Genomic DNA, 26,496 nt, shown 5'->3' with positions numbered 1-26,496 from the left:
CGGCTTCGCCTTACCCGGCTTACGTTGACCCGCGGCTGACTAGGCTATCCTGCACGCATCCGCTTCCCAGCGGTACCCCACGCCGTACACCGCGCGGATAAACGACTGCTCGGCGTCCAGCGCCTCCAGCTTGCGGCGCAGGTTTTTGATGTGGCTGTCGATGGTGCGGTCAGTCACCACGCGGTAATCATCGTACAGATGGTTCAGCAGCTGTTCTCGGGAAAATACCTTCCCGGGCTCATGAGAGAGGGTTTTCAGCAGGCGGAATTCGGCAGGCGTCAGGTCCAGCAGCTTACTGCGCCAGCTTGCCTGGAAACGGCTTTCGTCGACAATCAGCGGGCTTTGTGCATCCAGCACCTGTAGTTCGCGCTGCGGTTTGCAGCGGCGCAGAATGGTTTTCACCCGGGCGACCACTTCACGCGGGCTGTAGGGTTTACAGATGTAATCGTCCGCGCCGATTTCGAGGCCCAGCAGGCGGTCAATCTCTTCAATTTTGGCGGTGACCATGACGATCGGCACGTCGGAGAAGCGACGAATTTCCCGGCACAGGGTCAGGCCATCGGTACCCGGTAGCATCAGGTCCAGCAGGATCAGGTCCGGCGGCGTCTGGCGCACGTACGCCAATACCTGGTCGCCGTGGCTTATCAGTGACGGGGCATAGCTGGCCGCGCGTAAATAGTCGATCAGCAGTTGCCCCAGCTTGGGTTCGTCTTCGACAATCAAAATACGTGGCGTGTTTTCGTCAATCGGTAACTCGGTCATGCTTCTCTCGATAAATCCCGTTCCAGAGGTAACTCTACTGTAATGCTAACCCCGCCAAAAGGCGAATGGGCGGCGCGGATCGTTCCATTATGCGCCTCGACGATGTTAACGCAAATCGCCAGCCCCAGGCCGGATCCGCCGCTGGCACGGTTGCGGGAGCCTTCGGTCCGGTAAAAACGTTCGAACAGCTTGTCCAGTTGCGCATCCTGCACCCCTGGAGCGGAATCGGCGAAGGTGAGGGCGAAGCGCCCGTTTTCCTGTCTGCCGGAGATATGCAGCCCGCCGCCGCTGTCGGTATAGCGCAGGCTGTTTTCCAGCAGATTATTGAAGAGCTGCATCAGACGGTCTTTGTCGCCAAACACCACCGCGCTGTCCGGCAGGGAGAGATCGATCTTCAGGTTGCGGCTGGCAAACCGTTCCCGGAAGGCGCCGCTGGCAACTTCAAGCACGTTAATCACATCAACCGGCGCCTTCTGGTAGGCCAGTGCACCTTCGTCGGACATAGAGAGCTGATGGAGGTCATCCACCAGCTTGGTGAGTGTGCCCACTTCCGCCTGCAGAGAGGCCACCGATTCAGGCGTAAACTGACGCACACCGTCCTGAATGGCTTCCAGCTCGCCGCGCAGGACCGCCAGCGGCGTGCGCAGTTCGTGAGAAATATCGGCCATAAAGTCGCGTCGCATCTGCTGGTTTTTCTCCAGCGTGCTGGCGAGCTGGTTAAAGTCCTGCGCCAGCCGGCCGAGTTCGTCCTGGCTACGGGTATCGACGCGGGTGGTGAAATCCCCGGCGGCCAGCTTGTGCGTCCCTTCCACCAGCCGCTTTACCGGGGCGAGCAGACCGCGCGCCAGGGGGAAGGTGGCGAGCGCGGCGAGCAGGGTGGAGAGAGCGACAATCAGCCAACTGGTCCGGCGCTGCTGGCGATCAAAGTTGATGTCGGTGTTGCGCGTCAGGCGCTCCACCGGGGAGGCGATAACCCAGCCGACAGTGGCGTTATTGACCTTAATCGCCCGCCGGGTGCCGTCCGGCGGAATCGGTGCGCGCGGGCCAACCAGCGTGCGCATCTCCTGGTCAATGACCCAAAACTGGGTGCGCCAGCCGTGCGGCGGCATGCCCGGGCCGGGACGATCGTCCCCGGTATCGTGCTCCAGCGAGCGCAGGATCTGGAAAATAAAGCGGTCATTGTTGCGCAGAAAACGCCAGTTGCCGTGCTGGGCGTACTGCTCGCCCAGCGCATCGCTTAAGCCCTGCAGACGCTGCTCGTTGCCGTGCTTAATGTAATCAATAAAACCCCGCTCAAAGCTGACCCGCACGGCCCAGTGCATGGTGATCAGCAGGACGATACAGGTGGCGAAGATCGCCACAAAGAGCTTGCCGGTGATCCCCGGTCGCCAGAATTTCATGAGCCACTCCTTTTGCCGCGCCTAATCACGACGTTCTTGCTGGTATCATCCGGCACTCTGGCGAAGATGAATGCGGGCAGGGCGATGATGACCGCCATGCTGAGATACGTATATAAAAAGATCTGATGCGCCACCGGCGTATCGACGCTGAGATGGTGCTGGCCGTACATGCCGAGCAGCAGTCCGGCGATCGTCACCCCCACGCTCATGGAGAGCTGCATGATCATCGACAGCAGGCTGTTGCCGCTGCTCGCCAGTTCGTCCGGCAGATCTTTCAGCGTCAGGGTATTCATCGACGAGAAACGCATGGAGTTGATGATCCCCTGGCAGAACAGGACCAGCGGCAGAACGTAGAACCAGCCCATTAACGCCACGGCCATGAACAGCAGGCTGACCAGCGCCAGCCCCAGCGTGGCGGCCACCAGCACGTGACGATAGCCAAAGCGGTTCACCACCTGCACTACGATGCGCTTCATGCCCATGCTGCCGAGCACCATCGGGATCATCATCAGGCCCGCGTGAAACGGTGAAAATCCCATCCCGATTTGCAGAAAAACGGGGGTCATGAACGGCAACATGCCGCTGCCAATACGTCCGGCAAAACTTCCCAGCAGTCCCAGACGGTAGGTCGGGTTTTTAAACAAATTCAGGCTGAACAAGGCCCGATCGTTTCCTCTGGCATGCCACAGGTACCACAGAATCGCGGTGATGCCGAGGGCGACCAGAACACCGAGCATGAGGGAAGAGATCCCCAGCCCCTTTTGTCCGTCGAGCGCCAGGGTGAGCGTGGCCATGCCCGCTGCCAGCAGAATGAAACCGAAGAAATCGAAGCGACGCGTCTGCATTGTGTAGTTCGGCATCAGCGCCAGGGTGGCAATCGCGCCGATGATGCCCACCGGCAGGTTGATTAAGAAAATCCAGTGCCACGAGGCGTATTCCACCAGCATCCCGCCCAGCGCCGGGCCCAGCAGCGGCCCCACCTGGCCGGGCAGGGTGACAAAGGTCATCGCCGCCATGTACTGCTCGCGCGGGACAATCTTCATCACCGTTAACCGCCCGACGGGCACCATCATCGCCCCGCCAACGCCCTGCAGCACGCGCGCCATGACCAGCTGGTCGAGGGTACTGGCCTGAGCGCAAAACAGCGAGCCGGTGGTGAACAGCACGATGGCGGTAAAGAAGATATTTCGCACGCCCACTTTGTCCGCCAGCCAGCCGCTGGCAGGCAGCATGACGGCAACCGTCAGCACGTAGGCGACAATCACCATATGCATATGCAGCGGGCTCTCCCCCAGGCTTTTCGCCATGGAGGGGAGGGCAGTATTGACGATGGTCGTGTCCAGCGACTGCATAAAGAAGCCGAAGGCGACTATCCATAACTGCCAGCGAACGTTAGCGGGGAGGTCGGTCATTTACTCGGTCACCGTGGATCTGTTTTTACGCGAAAAACGCAGCCGCAGGCGATCGAAGAACAGATAGACCACCGGCGTGGTGTACAGCGTCAGCAGCTGGCTCATCACCAGGCCGCCGACAATGGTGATCCCCAGCGGCTGGCGCAGTTCAGACCCGTCGCCGCCCGAGACAACCAGCGGCAACGCACCAAACAGTGCCGCCAGGGTGGTCATCATGATCGGACGAAAACGCAGCAGGCACGCCTGGAAGATCGCCTCTTCCGGGGAGAGATTGCCATTACGCTGGGCGTCCAGCGCGAAGTCGACCATCATAATCGCGTTTTTCTTCACAATACCGATCAATAGCATGATCCCGATGAGCGCGATAAGGCTGAATGGCGCACCAAACAGCTCAAGCGCCAGCAGTGCCCCCACGCCCGCGGAGGGTAGCGTCGAGAGAATAGTCAGCGGGTGAACGTAGCTCTCATACAGGATACCCAGCACAATGTAGACCGTGGCGATGGCGGCCAGAATCAAAATCACCTGCGAGTTCATCGTCTCCTGGAACACCTGCGCGGTGCCGGCAAAACTGCCGCGCACGGTGGACGGCACGCCGAGCTGCGTCATCGCACGGTTGATCGCATCGCTGGCTTCGGAAAGCGACGAACCGGCGGGGAGGTTGAAGGAGATGGTCGACGCCGCTGACAGCCCCTGGTGGTTTACCGACAGCGGCGCGTTGGCTGGCTGCCAGCTGGCAAAGTAGGAGAGCGGTATCGCCTTGCCGTCGTTGTTAATCACAAACATTTTGTCCAGGGCGCTGATGTCCTGTGTATAACGCGGATCCACCTCCATCACCACCTTGTACTGGTTCATCGGCTGGTAGATGGTCGAGATCTCGCGCTGGCCGAAGGCGTTGTTTAGCAGGCTGTTGGCGGCCTCAACGTTGATGCCCAGCCGCGACATGGTTTCGCGGTCGTAGGTCAGGGCCATCTCGGCGCCGTTGTCCTGCTGATCGGAGTTCACGTCCGCCAGCTCTGGAAGGGCGGCCAGCGCCTTGCGGATCTTCGGTTCCCACTCGCGCAGGGCGGCCAAATCATCCGAGAGCAGCGTGTACTGATAGCTGGCGTTAGCCTGACGCCCGCCGACGCGGATATCCTGAACGGCCATCAAAAACAGGTTGGCCCCCGGCTCTTTGGCGAGCTTGACCCGCAGGCGGTCGATCACCTGCTGGGCGGTTTCATTGCGCTCGCTGCGCGGTTTGAGGGTGATAAACATCATCCCGCTGTTGACGCGCGATCCGCCGGTAAAGCCGGTGACGTTATCCACGGCGTTGTCTTCACGAATGATCTTCATAAAGTCCTGCAGCTTGCCGCGCATCGCCTGGAACGAAATGCTCTGGTCCGCCTGAATGCCGCCCATCAGCACGCCGGTATCTTGCTCCGGGAAGAAGGTTTTCGGGATGGTGATATACATCCAGACGTTGAGCACAATGGTGCCGATGAGCACCAGGCCGACAAGCCGGGTATGGTTGAGCACCCACTTCAGCGATTTGCCATAGCCTTCCTGCATCGCCATCAGGAAACGGCCAAAGCCTTTGCGACGCGGCTGGGAGTGCGGCTTGCTGCGCTTGAGCATCCACCCGCACATCATCGGCGTGAGCGTCAGCGAAATCAGCAGCGAGATGCCGATGGCGACCGAAAGCGTGACGGCAAACTCCCGCAACAGCCGACCCGGCAGGCCGCCCATCAGCAGCAGCGGCAGGAACACCGCCACCAGGGACAGGCTCATGGAGAGCACCGTAAAGCCCACCTCGCGCGTCCCCTGCAGTGCGGCCTGAAGCGGCTTCACGCCCGCTTCCAGATGGCGGGAAATGTTCTCCAGCACCACGATAGCGTCATCCACCACAAAACCCGTCGCAATGGTCAGGGCCATCAGCGACAGGTTATTGAGGCTAAACCCGCACAGGTACATGGCGGCAAAGGTGCCAATAAGCGACACCGGCACGGCCACCGCCGGGATCAGCGTCGCCCGACCGGAGCGCAGGAACAGGAATACCACCAGGATCACCAGTGCGACGGAGATCACCAGCGTCTGCTCCACCTCCTCAAGCGAGGCGCGAATGGTCGGGGAACGATCCTGGGCAATTTGCAGATCGATCGCGGCCGGGATAGTCTCCTGCAGCTCCGGGAGGCGGGCGCGAATGCTGTTCACCGTCTCAATAATGTTCGCTTCCGGCAGCTTACGAATCATCAGCAGGATAGCCGGTTTGGCGTTGGTCATCCCGGCGTTGCGTACGTCCTGCACGGAGTCCGTCACGCTGGCGACATCGCTTAAGCGTACCGCCGCGCCGTTGTTGTAGTGAATAATCAACGGCTGATATTCAGCTGCAGTTTTCAGCTCGTCGTTGGTGTGGATCTGCCAGCGGTGGCTGCTGTCCTCAACCGCCCCTTGCGGTTTGCGCACGTTGGCGTTGCTGATGGCGGATCTCACATCGTCCAGCGACACGCCCTGATTGAACAGCGCCTGCGGGTTTAATCCCACGCGCACGGCGGGCAGGGAGCTCCCGCCGACGCTCACGTCACCGACGCCGTTAATCTGTGAGATCGTCTGCGCCAGTTGGGTGGACGCAAAGTCGTAAAGCTGCCCCTGAGAATAGGTATCGGAGGTCAGCGTCAGGATCATGATCGGCGCATCGGACGGGTTGGCCTTGCGGTAGGTCGGGCGGCTCGGCATCCCGCTCGGCAGCAGGCTTTGCGCGGCGTTGATGGCGGCCTGCACGTCGCGCGCTGCGCCGTTAATATCCCGGTCGAAGCTGAACTCCAGAATGATGCGCGTACTGCCGAGCGAACTGCTGGAGGTCATCTCGTTGACCCCGGCAATCCGCCCGAGCGAGCGCTCCAGCGGCGTGGCGACGGATGACGCCATGGTTTCCGGTGAGGCGCCCGGCAGCGAGGCGCTGACCATGATCACCGGGAAATCCACCTGCGGCAGGGGAGCCACCGGCAGTAGCCGGAAACCGAGCACGCCGCAGAGGGTGATGGCGAGCGAGATTAATATCGTCGCCACCGGGCGATAAATGAAGAGGGCGAAAAACTTCACTTACGCCTCCTCTTCACGTTTCGGGAAGCGGCTTTTCGTCCACAGCGCCAGACGGTCAAACAGCAGATAAATCACCGGAGTGGTGAACAGGGTCAATACCTGGCTCACCAGCAGACCGCCGACCATGCCTATCCCCAGCGGACGGCGCAGCTCCGCCCCGACGCCGGTGCTGAGCATCAGCGGCAGCGCGCCAAGCAGGGCCGCCAGCGTGGTCATCAGGATTGGACGAAAACGCAGCAGACAGGCCTGAAAGATGGCTTCACGCGGTGACATGCCCTGCTCGCGTTCGGCGGCCAGCGCAAAGTCGATCATCATGATGGCGTTTTTCTTCACGATCCCAATTAACAGGATGATGCCGATAATGGCAATCACGTCCAGCTCGCTGCCCGCCAGCATTAATGCCAGCAGCGCCCCCACGCCTGCCGTCGGCAGGGTAGAGAGGATGGTGATCGGGTGGATAAAGCTTTCGTACAGCACGCCGAGCACGATGTACATTGCCACGACGGCGGCGACAATCAGCCAGATGGTATTGCCCAGTGCGGCCTGGAACGCCAGCGTGCTGCCCTGGAACTGGGTCTGAATATCGGACGGGAAGCTGAGCGCTTTTTCAGCCGCCTGGATCGCCTCCACCGCTTCGCCGAGCGAATAATTGTCCGACACGTTGAAGGAAATCGTGGTGGACGGGAACTGATCCAGGTGGTTAATCGACAGCGGGGTATAGCGCTCTTCCACCGTGGCGATAGCGCTTAACGGCACAATCCCCCCGTCTTTGCTGGTCAGGCGCACCGAATCCAGCCCGGCCAGACCGGGTGTATTTTCCGTGTTGTGCTCCAGTACCACGCGGTATTGATTCGCCTGGGTGTAGATGGTGGAGATCAGTCGCTGCCCAAACGCGTTATACAGGGCGTTATCCACGTCCGCCATGGTAATGCCGAGACGGCTTGCCGTGTCGCGGTTGACGTTCACATACGCGGCCAGCCCTTTGTCCTGCCAGTCGCTGCTTACATCGTTAAGTTGCGGCAGGGTTTTTAGCTTATCGACCAGCTGCGGCACCCAGGTGCTGAGGGCATCCAGCGTGGTGGCCTGCAGCGTAAACTGGTACTGCGTGCGGCTGACCTGGGTATCAATGGTCAAATCCTGTATCGGTTGCAGATAAAGCTCCACGCCCGGGACGCGAGCGACGGCGCTTTGCAGCCGTCCAATAACGGCATTGACGCGATCGTCACGCTCATCCAGCGGTTTGAGGTTGATCTGCAGACGGGCGCTGTTCAGCGACGGGTTGGTGCCGTCGACGCCAACGTAGGACGTCAGGCTCTCTACCGCCGGGTCTTTCATGACGATCTCAGACACCTGCTGCTGACGCTGCGCCATATTGGCGAAGGAGACCGACTGCGGCGCCTGCAGGGTTCCCTGAATAATGCCGTTGTCCTGAATCGGGAAGAAGCCTTTCGGGATAAAAATCCACAGCATTACGCTGAGCGCCAGCGTGCCAAGCGCCACGCCGAGCGTGGCCCATGGATGGTTCAGCACTTTGGCCAGCACGCGACCATACGCCGCAATGATCCGTTCGAACATCCGCTCGGAGGCGCGCGAGAAGCGGTTTTGCTTGCGCAGGGACGCGTGGCTCAGCATGCGGGCGCACATCATCGGCGTCAGGGTCAATGACACCACGGCGGAGATCAAAATGGCCACCGCCAGCGTGACGGCAAACTCGCGGAACAGTCGCCCGACGATATCGCCCATAAACAGCAGCGGGATCAGCACGGCAATCAGCGAGAAGGTCAGCGAGATAATGGTAAAGCCGATCTCACCCGCCCCTTTCAGCGCCGCCGCCAGCGGTTTTTCGCCTTTCTCGATATAGCGCGAGATGTTCTCAATAACCACGATGGCGTCGTCCACCACGAAGCCGGTGGCGATGGTGAGCGCCATTAGCGTCAGGTTGTTGATTGAAAAATCGAGGAACACCATCACCGCAAACGTGCCAACCAGCGAGAGCGGCACGGCGACGGCGGGAATAATGGTTGCCGGGACGTTGCGCAGGAACAGGTAGATAATCATCACGACCAGGGCAATCGCCAGCATCAGTTCGAACTGAGTATCGGTGACCGACGCGCGAATGTTCGTGGTGCGGTCGGAAAGCACCTTCACGCTGACCGACTTCGGCAGGCTTTCGATCAGCTGCGGCAGCATGGTGCGAATGCTGTCGGCGGTTTCGATGATGTTGGCGCCCGGCTGGCGCTGGACGTTCATTACGATCGCCTGCTGCTTGTTCGCCCATGCGCCAAGCCAGCTATTCTCCGCCCCTTGCTCCACCGTCGCCACATCGCCCAGACGCACCGGGGCGCCGTTCTGGTAAGCAATAATCAGCTGACGGTATTCATCCGCGGACTGCATCTGATCGTTGGCAGAGAGCGTGACGGCGCGGGTTGGGCCGTCCAGCGAGCCTTTTGCCGAATTAACGTTGGCGCTGCTGATGGCGGTGCGGATGGTTTCACTGGTCAGCCCCAGTGCGGCAATCGCCTGCGCATTAAGCTTAACGCGCACCGCCGGGCGCTGCCCGCCCGCCAGCGTGACGAGACCGACGCCTGAGACCTGAGAAATCTTTTGCGCCACGCGGGTCTCGACCATGTCTTCCACCTGCGTCATTGGCATGGCGGAGGAGGTGACGGCAAGCGTCATGATCGGCGGATCCGCCGGGTTTACTTTGCTGTAGACCGGCGGGTTAGGCAGGTCCGACGGCAGCAGGTTGGTGGCCGCATTGATGGCGGCCTGAACTTCCTGCTCGGCGACATCCAGCGACAGCGTCAGCTGGAACTGTAGCGTCACGACAGAGGCCCCGCCGGAGCTTTGGGAGGACATCTGCTTCAGGCCCGACATCTGCCCAAACTGGCGCTCCAGCGGGGCGGTAATGGCGGACGTCACCACGTCAGGGCTGGCGCCGGGATAAAGCGTCACCACCTGAATGGTGGGGTAATCCACTTCCGGCAGCGCCGAGACGGGCAGGAAGCGGTAGCCGATAATCCCGGCCAGCAGGATCGCCACCATCAGTAGCGTGGTGGCGACAGGACGGAGGATAAACAGGCGTGACGGCCCACCTGTAGCGACGGGAGGCATAACCTGCATTAGGAGGCCGCTCCCTGTTTCGCAGGTTCAACCACTTCCACTTTCGCCCCTTCGGTCAGACGGTCGATACCGTCGGTGACCACGCGGTCGCCAGCGGAAAGCCCGGCGCCGATCACCACCGTCTGACTGTCCTGAATCCCGGTTTTCACCAGATGCTTACTGACTTTGTTTTCACTGTTCAGTACCCAGACAAAGTTGCCTTCGTTACCCATCTGCAGCGCGGCGGTGGGGATCACCACCGCGTTCTCTTCGGTCGCGACCAGCATTCGCGCGTTGACGAACTGGTTCGGGAAGAGGGCATCGTCCTGGTTGTTAAAGCGGGCCTTCAGCTTAATGGTACCGGTCGTGGTGTCGATCTGGTTATCCAGGCTGAGCAGGCTACCTTCGCTGAGCTTCTGTTTATTGGTGCGGTCCCAGGCTTCCACCACCAGGCCTTTCCCGGCTTTTTGCGCCTGAATGACCGTCGCAATGTCGCTTTCCGGCAGGGTAAAGACTAAATCAATCGGGTGAGTCTGGGTGATCACCACGATGCCCGTGGTATCTCCGCTGGAGATTTGGTTGCCGATATCGACCTGCTTCAGACCAACCCGCCCGTCAATCGGTGCGGTGATGCGGCTCCAGTCGAGCTGTAACTGGGCGCTGGCCACGGCGGCTTCGTCGGCTTTGATGGTGCCCTGCGTTTCGCTGACCAGCGACTGCTGTGTGTCCAGCTCCTGGCGGGAGACCAGATTGGTTTTTACCAGCTGCTGATAGCGCGCTAAATCACGCCGGGCGTTGGCAAGGGTGGCTTTGTCTTTCGCGAGCTGTCCCTGCGCCTGGGCGAGGGCCACTTTAAACTGGCTTGGGTCGATCTCCGCCAGTAAGTCACCGGCCTTAACCTGCTGACCTTCCTGGAAGTGGATCGCAATGAGCTGACCATCGACGCGGCTACGCACCGTGGCGGTGTTAGCGGCGGTAATGGTTCCGAGCCCCGTCAGATAACGCGGAACGGCTTTACTCACCGCCGTAGCTGCCTGAACCGGCGCCAGCGCACCGCCTCGCATACCGTGACGGCCACCACCTGCCGGGCGCTGTGATGCGCTGTTGGCACCGGCGGGTGCGCCAGAGTTTGCGGATTGGCTGTGCCAGTACCAGGCGGCGGCAACTGCCACCACAATGATGCCAGCGGCGATTGCCCAGCGGGATTTATTACGGCCTTTCATCGTTATACGTTCTCATCCTGAATACTTCGGGGAATGATACTAGTTTAGTCAGGCAACACAGCGGAAAAATGGAGGAAATATGGAAGACTGTCTGGAATTGTCTGAGTGTGGTGCTTTTTTTCGCCGGGTGGCGCTTCGCTTACCCGGCCTACGGTTCGAGGGTTTTGTGGGCCGGGTAAGGCGAAGCCGCCACCCGGCACAGCGGCACTAGCTAAACATCACCTGCGCCCAGCGCGCCAGCCCCGCGGTAACGGAGCCAAAGTCATCGCCACCGGCAACCGGAATACCCGGCAACTGTTCCGCCAGCGCTTTTTTGATCAGCGGTGAACGGGCGCTTCCGCCGGTGAGGTAGATGACGTCCGGCTTCTCTTTGCCGTTCTCCAGCGCGAGTTGCACCTGTTCCAGTATGCGCTGTAGCGGCTGCGCGAGCGCGGTCTCTAGCCCCTCCTGTGAAATCGCCGTGGCCAGATCGTCGCTGATAAATGGCAAGGACACCGCATGTTCAGCGCGGTTTGAAAGGGCAATTTTGCTCTCTTCGGCGGTGCGTACCACGCGGTAGCTCAGGCGCTGACGCCACACTTTATACAGCAGGGCGACTTTATCGGCGTCCTGCGCGTCACGCATCAGGTCATTCAGGAAGCGGCCGTTGGCGGTACTGTAAAAATCACTCTGCGCCGGGACGTCGTTGATGGCAATCGCGTTCCACCACGGCAGGATCGGCAGGGCGATGCCTTTTTCCGTTTGCCCGCCCATGCCGAGCAGCGGCATCAGGCTCTTGAATGCCAGGGCGATATCCAGATCGTTACCGCCCACGCGGCAGCCGCTGTGCCCCAGCAGGCTATTTTCACGGTCGCGGCGGTGATGCCACTGCGGCCCCATCAGCAGCAGCGAGCAGTCCGTTGTACCCCCGCCGATATCCACGACCAGCACCCGTTTTTCTTCCGTCAACGTGGCCTCAAAGTCCAGCCCCGCCGCAACCGGCTCATACTGGAACACCACGTCGCGAAAGCCTGCCCGGTGCGCCGCGCGCTCAAGGATCCCCTGCGCCTGCTGGTTGGCCTCATCGCCGCCCAGCCCCTGGAAGTTGATCGGGCGGCCAATCACGGCCTGGGTAATCGTCTCGGGGACCTGCGTCTGCGCCTGATGACGGATATGGAGCATCATGGCGCATACCAGGTCTTCAAACACCGCCACCTGCTGCGGCTTGAGGCCGCTGGCCCCGAGGAAAGATTTTGGCGATTTAACAAAGTAGACCTCTTCCGGGTCTTCAATGTAATGCCCGAGTGAAGAGAGGCCGAACTGCACGCTGGAAGGCGTAACGTCGATATCTTCCTCGCGGTTAAAGCTCACTGCCCGGCGCAGCAGCGCCTGGGTTTCTGCCGCAGTCGCCGGAACCTGATGATGGCGGAACAGCCACTCGCTCACCGCTTCACGCGTCGGCGCGCAGAGCATTGACGGCAGCAGCGTGCTCTCTTTTTCCATTTTCAGGAGCTGTGGTTGCCCGTTTTGCATAATTGCAACCGAGCAGTTTGCCGTACCGTAGTCGAATCCGATAAACACAATAAATCCCCATGCCAGTGAGAAGGGGCGAGACTTTAGCGGAATGCCTGTCCGGCGACAACAGGAATATGAAAGCAAGGCGTAACACGCTTTTTCAGTTTATCCTGAGGGGAACAAAAAAGGAGCGACAATGTATACCCTGACCTGGCACCCCCCTTACGACTGGCAATGGATGTTTGGCTTTCTTGGCGCCCGTGTGGTGGCGGGGGTTGAGACGGTCACGGAAAGCTATTACGAGCGCAGTTTTGCCTGTGAAGGGCATCAGGGGATCTTCCGCGTTACGCCGGACACGCAAACCCATACGCTACAGGTCACGCTCAGCCCGGGGTTAACGCCGGTGGCCGGACTTTGCCTTGAGCGTATCGGGCGTCTGTTCGATCTTGCCTGCGATCCGCAGGACGTCCACCGGACTTTGGGCGATCTCGGCGCCGCGCGGCCAGGCCTGCGTTTGCCCGGGGCGATGGATGCCTACGAACAGGGCGTGCGCGCCATTCTGGGTCAACTGGTCAGCGTGGCGATGGCGGCGAAACTGGCTTCACGCGTTGTCGCCCTGTGCGGCGAGCCGGTCAAGGATGCGCCGGGCTATGTCTGCTTTCCCTCCCCACAAGCCCTGGCGGCTGCCGACCCGCTGGGGCTCAAAGCGCTCGGGATGCCGGTCAAACGCGCGGAATCGCTGATTCATCTGGCACAGTCGGTCGTCGACGGGACGTTTCCGCTCACGCCGCCTGAGGACGTTGAGGCAGGCATGAAGGCGTTACAACAACGGCCGGGTATTGGCCGCTGGACGGCAAATTACCTCGCCCTTCGCGGCTGGCAGGCAAAAGATGTGTTTCTTCCGGATGATTATCTGATTAAGCAACGTTTCGCCGGGATGACGCCTGCGCAAATTCGTCGCTATGCCGAGCGCTGGCAGCCGTGGCGTTCCTACGCGCTGCTGCACATCTGGTATACCGACGGCTGGGCGCCGTCAGTTGATGGCGAAATAACTGGTGTTGAGCAGTAGATCCAGCGGCTGCGGCTCGGCGATGGTGTCACCATAGATAAAATCAATGCCAATGCCGGAAAGCGTATCCATCATGATGGGCTGGTTGCAGGGGCCTGCGATGGTTCTCATCCCCAGACGCTGGGCATGGCCCTGAACGATGGTCACCATCATCTCATCCATCAGGTTGCCATAGACGTTGCTCACGACTTCGGCATCCAGCATCAGGTAATCGGCCATGTTCGGACTCAGGTGGGTGAAAATGTCCATGTCGCGGCCTATCTGGCTGAGGATCACGCGGCAGCCCGCCTGGCGAAGCTTTTGTAAACCCCGCTGCAGATTCTCATCCGAATCACACACCACGCCGGCAGGGATCACCAGATGCAGCAGACGGCCCGGCATTGGGCTTTTATCAAGAAGATCGAGAAGTTCGTCGACCAGCGTCACGCTGGCTAAACCGGCTGCCGAAAGCGGCAATGCGATCCCCATGCCTTTACTGGCGATCCTGGCGGCAGATGTCCGGAAGAAGTCGCTAAAGATGCGTCTGTCGAGGGCGTGCAGCAGTTCCGGCTCTGCCAGGCCAGAACGGAAGGCGTGTTCCTCCAGGACTTCGCCCTGGCTGGTCCACAGGCGCAGCGAAATCAGCCAGAAATTACAGCTCTCCGGTATGCGAGGGGAGGCGACGCTACGGGCTATCATCATCAGGTGATTGTCTTTGATCATGTGCCATTGTTCGTCCAGCGACATCATGCTGCGCGTGCTGTGATCCCGCTCCTGCTGCGGTTCGTAAACCGTCACGATGCCGCGCCCGCTATTTTTCGAGGCATAACAGGCAATATCCGCCTGTGACATCACTTCTGACGCCAGGTGGTTATGTTCATCGATCAGCGTGATCCCGGCGCTGGCGCCAATTCGATGCAGGCGGCCTTCCCACATAAAGTGATAGTCGTTGATGCTATGGACCAGACGACCGGTGATATAGCGTGCGCTCTCAATATTGCAGTCCGGCAGCAACAGCCCAAACTCATCACCCCCCAGACGCGCCAGCACATCGCTGGAGCGCAGCATGGTTAACATCATGGAAGAGAGTTCCCGCAGCAGGGCATCGCCCGCCGCATGGCCTGCGGTATCATTGACGGCTTTGAAGCGGTCCAGATCGATAAAGACCAGCGCATGACGCTGCCGCGTCTCACGAACCGTTTGCAGGAGTCGTTTGAGGTGGTTTTCAAAGCTGACCCGGTTTGCCAGGTGGGTCAGGGCATCGTGCGACGCGCTGTAACTCAGCTGACGCAGCATTTTGCGCGACTCGGTGACATCCTGAATAACGATAACCGAGCCGATACTTTGTCCATCCAGCGTGCTGAGTGGCGTAATGCTGTAATGGATGTCAAACGCTCCACCCGTGCGGCAGTTCAGCACCACGTCCTGGTCGATATCTGAGCGTGACATATCCCCGCTGTGGATGTTCTCCATCAGCGGCCCTCGCTCCCCAAACGTGATGTGTAATACCTTGAGAACCGGCTGGCCGATAGCCTCGGTTTGTAGCCAGCCGCTCATCTTCTCGGCGACCGGGTTCATAAAGGTGACGTTCATGTCGATATCGGTACAGAGCACGGCTTCGCCGATGGAGTCGAGCGTGATATGCAGACGCTCTTTTTCCTGGAACAGCGCCTCGTTAAGCTGCTTAACCTCGGTCATGTCCATGTTGATGCCAAGCAAACGCTCGACTTCACCCTCTTTATTCAACACCCGGTTTGCCAGGGAGCGAATATGGCGCACGCCTTCCTTCACGCGGATACGGAATTCCAGCTTAAACGGCAGACGTGAGATCAGTGAATCCCGCAGCACCTGTTCTGCATGGGCGCGGTCTTCCGGCAGCATCGTGTCGTGCCAGAGCTGCCAGGTGGGCTTGATGTGCGGTGGGATTTCATACAGTTCGAACATCCGCTTATCCCAGCTGATGATGTCAGGCTCCAGATCCCACTCCCAGATGCCGATGCCGCCCGCTTCGTTGGCCAGCGTAATGCGCTCCATCAGGCGTTTGTTGACCCACTCGGTCTGCTTCAGGTCGTTAATGTCTTCAATCTGGGCGATAAAATAGAGCGGCGAGCCGTCGGTATGGCGCACAACGGAGACGGCAAGCAGCGCCCAGACCACTTCACCGTTGCGCGTGTAATAGCGCTTTTCAAGGGTATAGGTGTTGATGTCGCCGTTGACCAGCTGCTCCAGCTGTTCGAGGTCGGTGTGCAAATCTTCCGGCCAGGTGAGCTGCTGGAAGGTCAGTGACTGTAGTTCGGACTGGCTGTAACCGAGGAAATTGCACAGCGCTTTGTTGGCCTGTAGCCACTGCCCCTCAATGCTGACTAACGCCATCCCGATGGCGGAATACTCCATCGCATTACGAAAACGCGCTTCGCTTTCAGTGATGTGTTTGCGTTCGGCACGGAAGGCATACATCACCATGGTCATCACGTTCGCCGGGAGAAGCAGCATCAGGAACGGCAGCCAGGGCGCGTTGATCATCGGCCCTTCGTGTTGGGTGGTCAGCGCCTCAGGGTTATGGGCAATCATCAGGGACACGACCATCACGGTGACCAGAAACACCAGGAACGCTTCCATTCGCGGTAAGCGCACGGCGCTCCACATAAGCAGGACGATCACGCAGGTAAATGGCCATGGAAGCCAGGTGATGGCTGCCCAACTCAGGGCCAACGTCACGGCCATTGTGAGCAGCGTTTCCAGCAGCAGTCGCGGATCACGGTGGCGCAGCAGGTAGTGGGGTTTAAACAGTAATCCCAGCGGCACCAGTGCCAGCGCGCCAATGGATTCAGATAACACCCAGACAATGAAATCGCGCAGTGGCTCAGGACCGGGAACCAGAAAAATCACCAGAATACCGCCCACCAGCGGCGGCACCAGCGCGCTGCCCATCGCCAGACGGATCCAGTCACTTAAATTTTGCAGCGGGTTATACCACGGGAGCAGTTTGCGCAGTAGTAATGCACCGACGACGGCCTCAATCACATTTATGGCGGTGTAGGTGAGGTTAATCGCCCCCCACGAGAACAACATCCACGAGGCCAGAATATTGCCGAACGAACAGGCCAGGGCAATGCCCGGCCACATTTTTCCCGCGTGGCGGTAAAACGCCACCATCATGATGGCGGTGGGGAACCAGAGCGGCGCCAGCAGGGTGCCGAAGCGGGTAAGCTCCAGCGAAAATAAGGTAAAGATAAAGGTGACCAGGCCCAGACAGACAAGTCGTAATAAAGGATGTGGGGTGGTAACCAAAACCCGCTGGTATTGTTTATTCATTACCGCTTTATCCAGAGACGCCGTGCCGTCAGGAGAGAAGTCCGTACGAGTGAATTTGATAATTTGGTTTATGCTAGTACAAACAATTTACAATTCATATGGCGACTGCTCATAATTTGACATCATAGACTTATTAAATAGTTACAGGTTAAAAAATCGCTGTGAAACGCTGAAAAAACGCGCATTAAAATTTCACTCAGGGAACAATTCGCAACTTTACAGGCTGTCTCGCATTACCTGCGCTTTCGACTGGTATCACGCCCGCGAAATCCCTATAATTGCCGCGTTTGACGCTCCGGCGTCGTCCTTCCTTAACATCCAGGTTAATCAGGTCGCTAAATTTATGACTGATAAGTCTCATCAGTGCGTCATTATAGGCATCGCCGGCGCATCGGCTTCAGGTAAAAGTCTAATTGCCAGTACGCTTTATCGCGAACTGCGTGAACAAGTAGGTGATGAGCACATCGGCGTCATTCCCGAAGACAGCTATTACAAAGATCAATCCCATCTGTCGATGGAAGAGCGCGTAAAAACCAACTATGACCATCCGAATGCAATGGATCACAGTTTACTGTTCCAGCATTTAGAAGCCCTAAAAAGCGGCCAGGCAATTGAGCTGCCCGTTTACAGTTACGTAGAACACACCCGCACCCAGGAGACGATCCGCATCGAGCCGAAAAAGGTGATTATCCTTGAAGGTATCCTGCTCCTGACCGATGCTCGCCTGCGTGAATCGATGAACTTTTCGATTTTCGTCGATACCCCGCTGGATATTTGCCTGATGCGCCGCATCAAGCGAGACGTTAACGAGCGCGGCCGTTCGATGGATTCCGTCATGGCGCAATACCAGAAAACGGTCCGTCCGATGTTCCTGCAGTTTATTGAGCCCTCCAAACAATACGCCGATATCATCGTGCCGCGCGGAGGCAAAAACCGCATTGCCATTGATATCTTAAAAGCGAAAATCAGCCAGTTTTTTGAATAAGCCGCGCGAATTGTGTACCGTTCAGAGATAACCTGGTTTTACCCTGAGATGTTAAGGTCTCAGGGGTCGATGCATGAAAGGAGAAAGTGCCATGCGTCTTTGTGATCGCGATATTGAAGCCTGGCTGGATGAAGGCCGTTTGTCTATTACCCCACGTCCTCCTGTAGAGCGTATCAATGGGGTGACCGTTGATGTACGGTTGGGGAATAAATTCCGCACCTTTAGTGGCCATACTGCACCGTTCATCGACCTCAGCGGGCCGAAGGATGAAGTCAGCGCCGCGCTCGATCGCGTGATGAGTGACGAAATCGTCATTGACGAAGGTGACGCTTTTTATTTGCATCCAGGTGAACTGGCGCTGGCGGTGACGTTCGAATCCGTGACCCTGCCTGCTGACCTCGTCGGCTGGCTGGATGGCCGTTCTTCTCTGGCCCGTCTGGGGCTGATGGTGCACGTGACCGCGCACCGTATCGATCCCGGCTGGTCGGGCCGTATCGTGCTGGAGTTCTTCAATGCCGGCAAACTGCCGCTGGCGCTGCGTCCCGGCATGATGATTGGTGCGTTAAGCTTTGAGCCGCTAACCGGCCCGGCAGACAGGCCTTATAACCGCCGGCAGGACGCAAAATACCGCGACCAGCAGGGTGCGGTTGCCAGCCGTATTGATAAAGACTGATCGTTAGTCCATTGAGGATGCCATGAGAAGAGTTCTGACAACGCTGATGATTTTGCTGGTCGTGCTGGTTGCTGGCCTTTCGGCGTTGGTTCTGCTGGTTAACCCTAACGATTTCCGCGCTTACATGGTGCGGCAGGTCGAGGCGCGCAGTGGTTACCAACTGAAGCTCGACGGACCGCTACGCTGGCACGTCTGGCCGCAGCTCAGCATTCTCTCTGGCCGCATGTCGTTAACGGCACCGGGCGCTGCCCAGCCGATCGTGTCTGCGGACAACATGCGTCTCGATGTGGCGCTCATCCCCCTCATTTCTCACCAGTTGCAGGTAAACCAGGTGATGCTCAAAGGGGCGGTCATTCAGCTTACCCAGCAGACTGAAGCCGTGCGCAACGCGAATGCGCCGGTTGCACCGCGTGAGAATACCTTACCGGATGAGCCGTCCGATACGGGCTGGTCCTTTGATATTGCCAAACTGAAAGTTGCCGATAGCGTGCTGGTATTCCAGCATGAGGATCAAGAGCAGGTTACGGTTCGCAATATTAATCTGCAGATGGAACAGGATGCGCACCATCTTGCGTCGCTGGAATTCAGCGGGCGAATGAATCGCGACCAGCGCGATCTGACCCTCTCGCTAAATGCCAGGGTCAATGCGTCAGATTATCCCCATCAGCTGACGGCCGATATTCAGCAGCTCAACTGGCAGCTCACGGGCGCAGATCTTCCGACCCAGGGGATCACCGGACAGGGGACGATGCAGGCCGTCTGGCGCGAAGAACAAAAACAGCTGGAGCTGGATAACCTCAACCTGCAGGCCAATGACAGCAGCCTGAAGGGGCAGGCGAGCGTCACGCTCGAAGAGAAGCCGAAATGGGTGCTGAACCTGCAGTTTGACAAGCTCAACCTGGAAAACATCCTACCGCCGCTACCGGCTGGCACAACGGACAGCGATGCTGTGCAGACAGGACAAAGCCAGCCGCCGGTGTCGCGTCCGGTTATCTCGTCGAATCTTGATCAACCTGACTATAACGCCCTGCGCGGATTCACGGCCGATATCCTGTTGAAAGCCAACAGCCTGCGCTGGCGCGGTATGGACTTCACCGACGTGAGCGGCCAGATGTTTAACCACAACGGGTTGCTGGTGATCTCCGAGCTGAGCGGCAAAATGGGGGCAGGGCATCTTTCACTGCCTGGCACGCTGGACGTGCGTAAGGACGAAACCCGCGCGCAATTCCAGCCGCGTCTCGACAACGTTGAGATTGGTACCATCCTCAAAGCCTTTAACTATCCGATATCCCTGACAGGGCAGTTGACGCTGGCGGGGGATTTCTCAGGCACAAAAATTGATGCCGAAGCTTTCCGCCGTGAATGGCAGGGCGAGGCGCACGTGGACCTGAAAGACTCCCGTATGGAAGGTCTTAACTTCCAGCAACTGGTACAGCAGGCAGTGGAGCGCAGCAGTGACGTCAAAGCGCAGGACAACTACGATAGCGTCACGCGCCTCGACAGTTTCTCCACGGATCTGACGCTGGATAACGGGCAACTGACGCTGGCAGCTATGCAGGGAACCTCTTCTATGCTGTCGTTGACCGGAGAAGGCTCGCTGGATCTGGTCAAAGAGACGGCGGACACGCGCTTTAACGTCCGGGTACTTTCCGGCTGGCAGGGCGAAAGTAAGCTGATTGATTTCCTGAAAGAGACGCCAGTGCCGCTTAGCGTCTATGGTAAATGGCAGGCGCTGAATTACAGCCTTCAGGTGGATCAGATCCTGCGTAAGCATCTGCAGGATGAAGCGAAACGTCGGCTTAATAGCTGGGCAGATCGTAATAAAGATTCCCAGAACGGCAAGGATGTGAAGAAACTGCTGGATAAGCTTTGATGCTGGTTTTGCCGGGTGACGGCTTCGCCTTACCCGGCCTACAAAAGCCTGACGTCGTAGGCCGGGTAAGCGCAGCGCCACCCGGCTTTTTTACACCTCAAAATCCAGTTCTTCCTCATCCCGCAGTGGAATGAGCTGCACTTTCTGCACGCGATGGTTTTCAATCTGCAGCGTTTTAAGCCGATAGTCACCTACCTGAACCTCTTCACCTGGCTGCGGGATACGCTGTAAGTATTCCATCAGCAGGCCCGCAATGGTGTGGTACTCCCGCTTTTCATCCAGCGGCAGCGGCACATACTGCACCAGGTCTTCCAGCGGCATATGGCCGTTGGCCGTCCACGAGCCGTCGGCGTTTTTCTGAATATCATGGCGGGCATCAATCTCATCCACTTCGTTTGGCAAATTGCCGGCAATGGTTTCCATCACGTCGCTGAGCGTGACCAGCCCTTCAACCGAACCAAACTCATCCACCACAAAGGCAAAGTGCGTTCGCGCATTTCGGAATTGCTCAAGGGCAGAGAGCAATTGCAATCCTTCCGGGAAGACCAGGGGCTGGCGTACCAGGGCGCGCAGATTGAGCGCCTCCCCGTGCAGCTGCTGCTGGAGCAGGTCGATAACGTGCACGACGCCCAGTAATTCTTCTTCCTCTTCACCGCCGGTCACCACCACGCGCGTGTGCTGGTTTTTATCCAGCAGGGCGCGGATGTGCTCTTCGGGTGCCGTCAGATCGATATGCTCAATGTCATGCCGGGAAGTCATGATGCTGCTGACCGTGCGCTCATTAAGGTTAAGCACTCGCTCAATCATCAGGCGCTCCTGCGGGTTAAAGATCTGCCCGTCGCTGTGATCGGCCAGCATGGCAGCAGATTCGGCGTCCAGCTCTGCATCCTCTTTTTTACCGCTCAGCAGGCGCATAACGGTGTCGGCCGTGCGCTGACGCAGGGTCTGATTAGCGGAAAGGAAGCGGCGGCGGTTAAATATCGCCAGCTGGTTAAGCGCTTCAATCATGACGGAGAAACCAATGGCGGCGTACAAATAGCCTTTCGGAATGTGGAAGCCAAAACCGTCGGCCACCAGACTAAAGCCAATCATCAGCAGGAAGCTCAGGCAGAGGATCACGATGGTCGGGTGGCTGTTCACAAAGCGGGTGAGTGCCTTGCTCGCCATCACCATCAGCGTGATGGCGATAATCACCGCTGCCATCATAACGGCCAGATGGTCCACCATCCCGACGGCGGTGATCACCGAATCCAGGGAGAAGACGGCATCCAGCACCACGATTTGCGCTACCACCGGCCAGAATCTCGCGCCACGTCGCTGGGTCGGGTTCTCGCTGTCTTTACCTTCGAGCCGTTCATTGAGCTCTACCGTGGCTTTGAACAGCAGGAACAACCCGCCGAAGAGCATGATCAGATCGCGGGCGCTAAAGCTGAGGCCGTGAACGGAAAACAGCGGTTGCGTGAGTGTGACCATCCAGGAGATAGAGGCCAGCAACAGTAAACGCATCACCATCGCCAGCAGCAGGCCCGTTACGCGCGCGCGATCGCGCTGGGAAGGGGGCAGTTTTTCAGCGAGGATGGCAATAAAGACCAGATTATCAATCCCGAGCACTAATTCGATGACGACCAGCGTCACCAGCCCGGCCCAGATTGATGGATCGGCAATCCATTCCATAGTAATAGCAATACCTTCTGTTATATGACGATTGTCACACTTCGATCATGGATAAAGCCGGGGAAAATTGCAATGCCGGGCTGAGATTTCTCTTAATACGAAACGCTTAAAAGAGAGCAAACTCATCGGGGTGTAAATAAGCAAAATACGTATATTTAATTATAAAGAGAACATTTTAGGATATATCGCAGATAATGGTTTTTACTCCCGCCTTGTCAATATAAAGAAAATCCTAAAAGGTCAAAACTTTGCTCTTAATATTAATCTTAAAAACAGATATTAGGACAGTTGTCTCCTTGCCTGCTATTAGGTTAGCTGCAACAATTCTCCCAGCATCAAATGTTAAATCTTGTTGTTGCTATTTTTGTTTTGGTCTTCCGGGATGGTTATTCATTATCCGTTGGGTGTCTCACCCGGCTGATATATTTCCAGAAGGCCTTGCTCAAGAGGGTGTCTATCCATAACACATTGTTTAGTCAGTGGATTGGTAACTGAAAGCCAAGGGCGGTAGCGTGCCTGAAAGCGTGTGAATCAGCCTCGGTTATTCTGTCAATAGCCAATGGATGAATAAGCTTTTTTTAGGACTGATGCCAGTTATATTTCTATTTGATTAACTGCATGCTGAAACCCAATACGACCCAAGCTTATTTAAATTGCACAGGATAATTACTCTGCCAAAGTGATAAATAATCAATGATGAAATCCAAAATGAAATTGATGCCATTATTGGTGTCTGTGACCTTGATGAGTGGTTGCACGGTCTTTCCCGGCAGCAATATGTCAACAATGGGTAAGGATGTGATCAAGCAACAGGATGCCGATTTTGATCTCGACAAAATGGTGAATGTTTATCCACTTACGCCACGTCTGGTCGAACAATTACGCCCACGTCCGAATGTTGCTCAGCCGAATATGTCTCTGGACCAGGAAATCGCCGCTTATCAGTATCGCGTGGGGCCGGGTGACGTGATCAACGTGACCGTCTGGGATCACCCCGAACTGACCACGCCAGCGGGCCAGTATCGTAGCTCAAGCGACACCGGGAACTGGGTACAGTCAGATGGCACGATGTTCTACCCCTACATTGGTAAAGTCCATGTTGCCGGGAAAACCCTTGCCGAGATCCGGAGTGATATTACCGGCCGCTTAGCGCAGTACATCGCCGATCCGCAGGTGGACGTTAATATTGCCGCATTCCGCTCGCAAAAAGCCTACATTTCCGGCCAGGTCAATAAATCCGGCCAGCAGGCCATCACCAACGTACCGTTAACCGTTCTGGATGCCATTAACGCCGCAGGCGGGTTAACCGACGGTGCCGACTGGCGCAACGTGGTCCTGACCCACAACGGCAAAGAGCAGCGCATCTCACTGCAGGCGCTGATGCAAAACGGCGATCTGACCCAGAACCGCCTGCTCTATCCGGGCGATATTCTCTACGTACCGCGTAATGACGATCTGAAAGTCTTCGTGATGGGTGAAGTGAAGAAACAGAGCACCCTCAAAATGGACTTCAGCGGCATGACGCTGACCGAAGCGCTGGGCAATGCGGAAGGCATCGATCTGACCTCCTCCAACGCCAGCGGCATCTTCGTGATTCGCCCACTTAAGGACGACGCCAGCAACAAAGGCAAGATTGCCAACATTTACCAGCTCGATATGTCCGACGCCACCTCGCTGGTGATGGCAACGTCGTTCCGCCTCCAGCCATACGATGTGGTGTATGTCACTACCGCGCCGGTTGCCCGCTGGAACCGTCTGATCAACCAGTTGCTGCCAACCATCAGTGGCGTTCGCTACATGACGGATACGGCGCGCGACATTCATACCTGGTAATCCGCGATGTTTAACAAAATTCTGGTGGTATGCGTGGGGAACATTTGCCGTTCCCCGACGGCAGAGCGGTTGTTGAAACACTACCAGCCTGAACTGACCGTCGAGTCCGCAGGCCTTGGCGCGCTGGTCGGTAAAGCGGCCGATGAGCGCGCAACGAGCGTGGCCCGCGATCATAACCTCTCCCTTGACGGGCATATTGCCCGCCAGGTCACCGGCCGCATGTGCCGGGAATATGACCTGATCCTGGCAATGGAAAAACGCCATATTCATGCGCTATGCGATATCGCACCGGAGATGCGCGGCAAGGTGATGCTGTTTGGTCACTGGGACAATGAACGCGAAATCCCCGATCCGTATCGCAAAAGCCATGAGGCCTTCGAGGCGGTTTACACCTTACTTGACCAGTCTGCCCAACAGTGGGCGCAGGCACTGAAAGCTCAGCAGGGATAACAATGACAGAAAAAACAAGACCTTCTGCCGCCCCGACTTCGGGCAGTGATGAAATTGATATTGGTCGCCTGGTCGGCACGGTTATCGAGGCAAAGTGGTGGGTGCTTGGCATTACCGCTGTGTTTGCCGCGGCAGCCGTCGTCTACACGCTGTTCGCCACGCCTATCTACAGCGCCGACGCGCTGGTGCAGATTGAGCAAAATACCGGCAACTCGCTGGTGCAGGATATTGGCTCTGCGCTGGCGAACAAACCACCGGCATCCGACGCTGAAATTCAGCTGATTCAGTCACGTCTGGTACTGGGGAAAACGGTTCACGACCTCGGTCTCGATATCTCCGTCACCAAAAATACCTTCCCGATCTTTGGTGCCGGCTGGGATCGCCTGATGGGACGAAGCAACGATACGGTAAAGGTGACTGACTTTGTGCTGCCGAAAGGGGCGGGCGATCAAACCTTTACCCTGACGGTGCTGGGTCCGACACAGTACCAGTTGACCAGCGATGCGGGATTCAGCGCGCGCGGCGAAGTGGGCCAGATGCTGACGAAAGATGGCGTCAGCATGATGGTGAGCGCCATTCATGCCCAGGAGGGCGGCGAGTTCACCGTGACCAAATTCTCCACGCTGGGAATGATCAACAATCTGCAAAACAACCTCACCGTGACTGAAAACGGTAAGGACACCGGCGTGCTGAGCATGACCTTTACCGGTGAAGATAAAGATCAAATCCGCGACATCCTGAACAGCATCACCCGCAACTATCTTGAGCAGAACGTTGAGCGTAAGTCGGCGGAAGCGGCGAAAAGCCTGGCTTTCCTTGCTAAACAGCTCCCGGAAGTGCGGGCCCGTCTGGATGATGCCGAGAATAAACTGAACGCTTACCGTCAGGATAAAGACTCTGTCGACCTGCCGCTGGAGGCGAAGTCTGTTCTTGATTCAATGGTTAACATCGACGCCCAGCTCAACGAGCTGACCTTCAAAGAGGCGGAGATTTCCAAGCTGTACACCAAACGCCACCCGGCCTACCGGACGCTGCTGGAAAAACGTCGCACGCTGGAAGAAGAGAAGGCGAAGCTGAACGACCGCGTAACCGCGATGCCGAAAACGCAGCAGGAAATTGTGCGTCTGACCCGCGACGTGGAATCTGGTCAGCAGGTGTACATGCAGCTGCTGAACAAACAGCAGGAGCTGAAAATCACCGAAGCCAGTACCGTGGGTGATGTGCGCATCGTCGACCCGGCGATTACCCAGCCGGGCGTGCTGAAGCCGAAGAAAGCGCTGATCGTTCTCGGCAGCATTATTCTCGGCCTGATGCTCTCCATTGTCGGTGTGCTGCTGCGCTCGCTGTTCAACCGCGGAATCGAAAGCCCGCAGGCGCTGGAAGAGAGTGGTATCAACGTCTATGCCAGTATCCCGCTTTCCGAGTGGCAAAAATCCCGTGACAGCGTCAAAACCATTAAAGGCGTTAAGCGATACAAACAGAGCCAGTTGCTGGCCGTGGGTAACCCGACGGACCTGGCGATTGAAGCGATACGTAGCCTGCGTACCAGCCTGCACTTCGCCATGATGCAGGCCAAAAACAACGTCCTGATGTTAACCGGTGTCAGTCCGTCAATCGGTAAGACCTTTGTCTGCGCCAACCTGGCGGCCGTCGTCAGCCAGACCAACAAACGCGTGCTGCTGATCGACTGCGATATGCGCAAGGGTTATACCCACGAGCTGCTGGGCACCAATAACGTTAACGGTCTGTCGGAAATCCTGCTGGGGCAGGGGGAGATTAGCCAGAGCGCCAAGCCGACCTCGATTCCGAGATTCGATCTGATCCCACGTGGTCAGATACCGCCTAACCCGTCGGAACTGCTGATGAGCGAACGCTTCACCCAGCTGATTGAGTGGGCGAGCAAACACTATGACCTGGTGCTGATCGATACGCCGCCGATTCTGGCCGTGACCGATGCCGCCGTGGTAGGTCGCCATGCGGGTACCACCCTGATGGTGGCACGTTACGCGGTGAACACCCTGAAAGAAGTGGAAACCAGCCTGAGCCGCTTCGAGCAGAACGGGATTGAGGTGAAAGGGGTGATCCTGAACTCCATCTTCCGCCGCGCGACCGGGTATCAGGATTACGGTTATTACGAGTACGAATATAAGTCTGACAGTAAATAACAGCCAAAA

General features: G+C 57.7%; 16 protein-coding genes. 7 read left to right on the top strand and 9 right to left on the bottom strand.

What is annotated here, in order from left to right; translation table 11 throughout:
* Positions 1-39 precede the first annotated feature (39 nt).
* From baeR to yegD, 7 genes are all read right to left on the bottom strand, one after another.
* Entirely contained in the window at positions 40-762 is a 723-nt protein-coding gene (gene baeR, locus ACMGGM_RS05930) for a two-component system response regulator BaeR (protein ID WP_014884522.1), read from the bottom strand.
* Entirely contained in the window at positions 759-2,162 is a 1,404-nt protein-coding gene (gene baeS / locus ACMGGM_RS05925; protein ID WP_023330891.1) for a two-component system sensor histidine kinase BaeS, read from the bottom strand. Before baeS ends, baeR begins: the two co-directional genes overlap by 4 nt.
* Positions 2,159-3,574, bottom strand: a complete 1,416-nt coding sequence (locus ACMGGM_RS05920) for an MFS transporter (protein WP_014884520.1) — start codon at positions 3,572-3,574, stop codon at positions 2,159-2,161. The genes baeS and ACMGGM_RS05920 overlap by 4 nt, the downstream gene beginning before the upstream one ends.
* Positions 3,575-6,652: a multidrug efflux RND transporter permease subunit MdtC gene (mdtC, locus tag ACMGGM_RS05915; RefSeq protein ID WP_032636049.1), complete on the bottom strand. Its 3,078-nt coding sequence runs from the start codon at positions 6,650-6,652 to the stop codon at positions 3,575-3,577.
* On the bottom strand, positions 6,653-9,775 hold the full coding sequence (locus ACMGGM_RS05910) for an MdtB/MuxB family multidrug efflux RND transporter permease subunit (RefSeq protein ID WP_063943696.1): 3,123 nt from the start codon (positions 9,773-9,775) through the stop codon (positions 6,653-6,655). It abuts the gene before it with no gap.
* Positions 9,775-10,977, bottom strand: a complete 1,203-nt coding sequence (locus ACMGGM_RS05905; protein WP_063943693.1) for an MdtA/MuxA family multidrug efflux RND transporter periplasmic adaptor subunit — start codon at positions 10,975-10,977, stop codon at positions 9,775-9,777. Before ACMGGM_RS05905 ends, ACMGGM_RS05910 begins: the two co-directional genes overlap by 1 nt.
* Before the next feature lie 207 nt (positions 10,978-11,184).
* The gene (yegD, locus tag ACMGGM_RS05900; protein ID WP_023330888.1) at positions 11,185-12,537 is read right to left on the bottom strand and encodes a molecular chaperone; all 1,353 of its coding nucleotides are present in this window, start codon (positions 12,535-12,537) and stop codon (positions 11,185-11,187) included.
* Positions 12,538-12,667: 130 nt separating this feature from the next.
* Here yegD and alkA point away from each other — a divergent pair, with 130 nt between their 5' ends.
* On the top strand, positions 12,668-13,540 hold the full coding sequence (gene alkA / locus ACMGGM_RS05895) for a DNA-3-methyladenine glycosylase 2 (RefSeq protein WP_063943691.1): 873 nt from the start codon (positions 12,668-12,670) through the stop codon (positions 13,538-13,540).
* Here the strand turns inward: alkA and ACMGGM_RS05890 are convergent.
* Positions 13,505-16,834, bottom strand: coding sequence for a diguanylate cyclase (locus ACMGGM_RS05890; RefSeq protein WP_014884514.1), 3,330 nt, complete (start codon positions 16,832-16,834; stop codon positions 13,505-13,507). The genes alkA and ACMGGM_RS05890 overlap by 36 nt on opposite strands.
* A 343-nt stretch (positions 16,835-17,177) precedes the next feature.
* Between ACMGGM_RS05890 and udk the strand changes: the two genes are divergently transcribed.
* From udk to asmA, 3 genes are all read left to right on the top strand, one after another.
* Positions 17,178-17,819 carry a uridine kinase gene (gene udk, locus ACMGGM_RS05885; protein WP_008500855.1) on the top strand — a complete coding sequence of 214 codons (642 nt, stop codon included), beginning with the start codon at positions 17,178-17,180 and terminating at the stop codon, positions 17,817-17,819.
* A gap of 91 nt (positions 17,820-17,910) precedes the next feature.
* Positions 17,911-18,492 carry a dCTP deaminase gene (gene dcd / locus ACMGGM_RS05880; RefSeq protein ID WP_014884513.1) on the top strand — a complete coding sequence of 194 codons (582 nt, stop codon included), beginning with the start codon at positions 17,911-17,913 and terminating at the stop codon, positions 18,490-18,492.
* 22 nt (positions 18,493-18,514) lie between these two features.
* Complete coding sequence (gene asmA, locus ACMGGM_RS05875; RefSeq protein ID WP_045281001.1) at positions 18,515-20,365, top strand: outer membrane assembly protein AsmA; 1,851 nt, start codon at positions 18,515-18,517, stop codon at positions 20,363-20,365.
* 90 nt (positions 20,366-20,455) lie between these two features.
* Here asmA and ACMGGM_RS05870 read toward each other — a convergent pair whose 3' ends face one another.
* A complete protein-coding gene (locus ACMGGM_RS05870; RefSeq protein WP_023330884.1) occupies positions 20,456-22,039 on the bottom strand; it encodes a TerC family protein in 1,584 nt (527 codons plus the stop codon).
* Positions 22,040-22,732: 693 nt separating this feature from the next.
* Here ACMGGM_RS05870 and ACMGGM_RS05865 point away from each other — a divergent pair.
* From ACMGGM_RS05865 to wzc, 3 genes are read left to right on the top strand one after another with little or no spacing between them, the layout of a single operon-like run.
* Positions 22,733-23,872, top strand: a complete 1,140-nt coding sequence (locus tag ACMGGM_RS05865) for a polysaccharide export protein (RefSeq protein ID WP_014884510.1) — start codon at positions 22,733-22,735, stop codon at positions 23,870-23,872.
* A 6-nt stretch (positions 23,873-23,878) separates the two neighbouring features.
* Positions 23,879-24,322 carry a low molecular weight protein-tyrosine-phosphatase Wzb gene (wzb, locus tag ACMGGM_RS05860; protein WP_014884509.1) on the top strand — a complete coding sequence of 148 codons (444 nt, stop codon included), beginning with the start codon at positions 23,879-23,881 and terminating at the stop codon, positions 24,320-24,322.
* Positions 24,323-24,324: 2 nt separating this feature from the next.
* Positions 24,325-26,487 (top strand): tyrosine-protein kinase Wzc, encoded by a 2,163-nt coding sequence (wzc, locus tag ACMGGM_RS05855; RefSeq protein ID WP_063614385.1) that lies wholly within the window; start codon positions 24,325-24,327, stop codon positions 26,485-26,487.
* Positions 26,488-26,496 lie beyond the last annotated feature (9 nt).

Source organism: Enterobacter sp. BNK-14 (assembly GCF_047456095.1).
GTDB lineage: Bacteria > Pseudomonadota > Gammaproteobacteria > Enterobacterales > Enterobacteriaceae > Enterobacter > Enterobacter kobei.
This window is presented reverse-complemented; position numbering and strand designations above follow the sequence as displayed.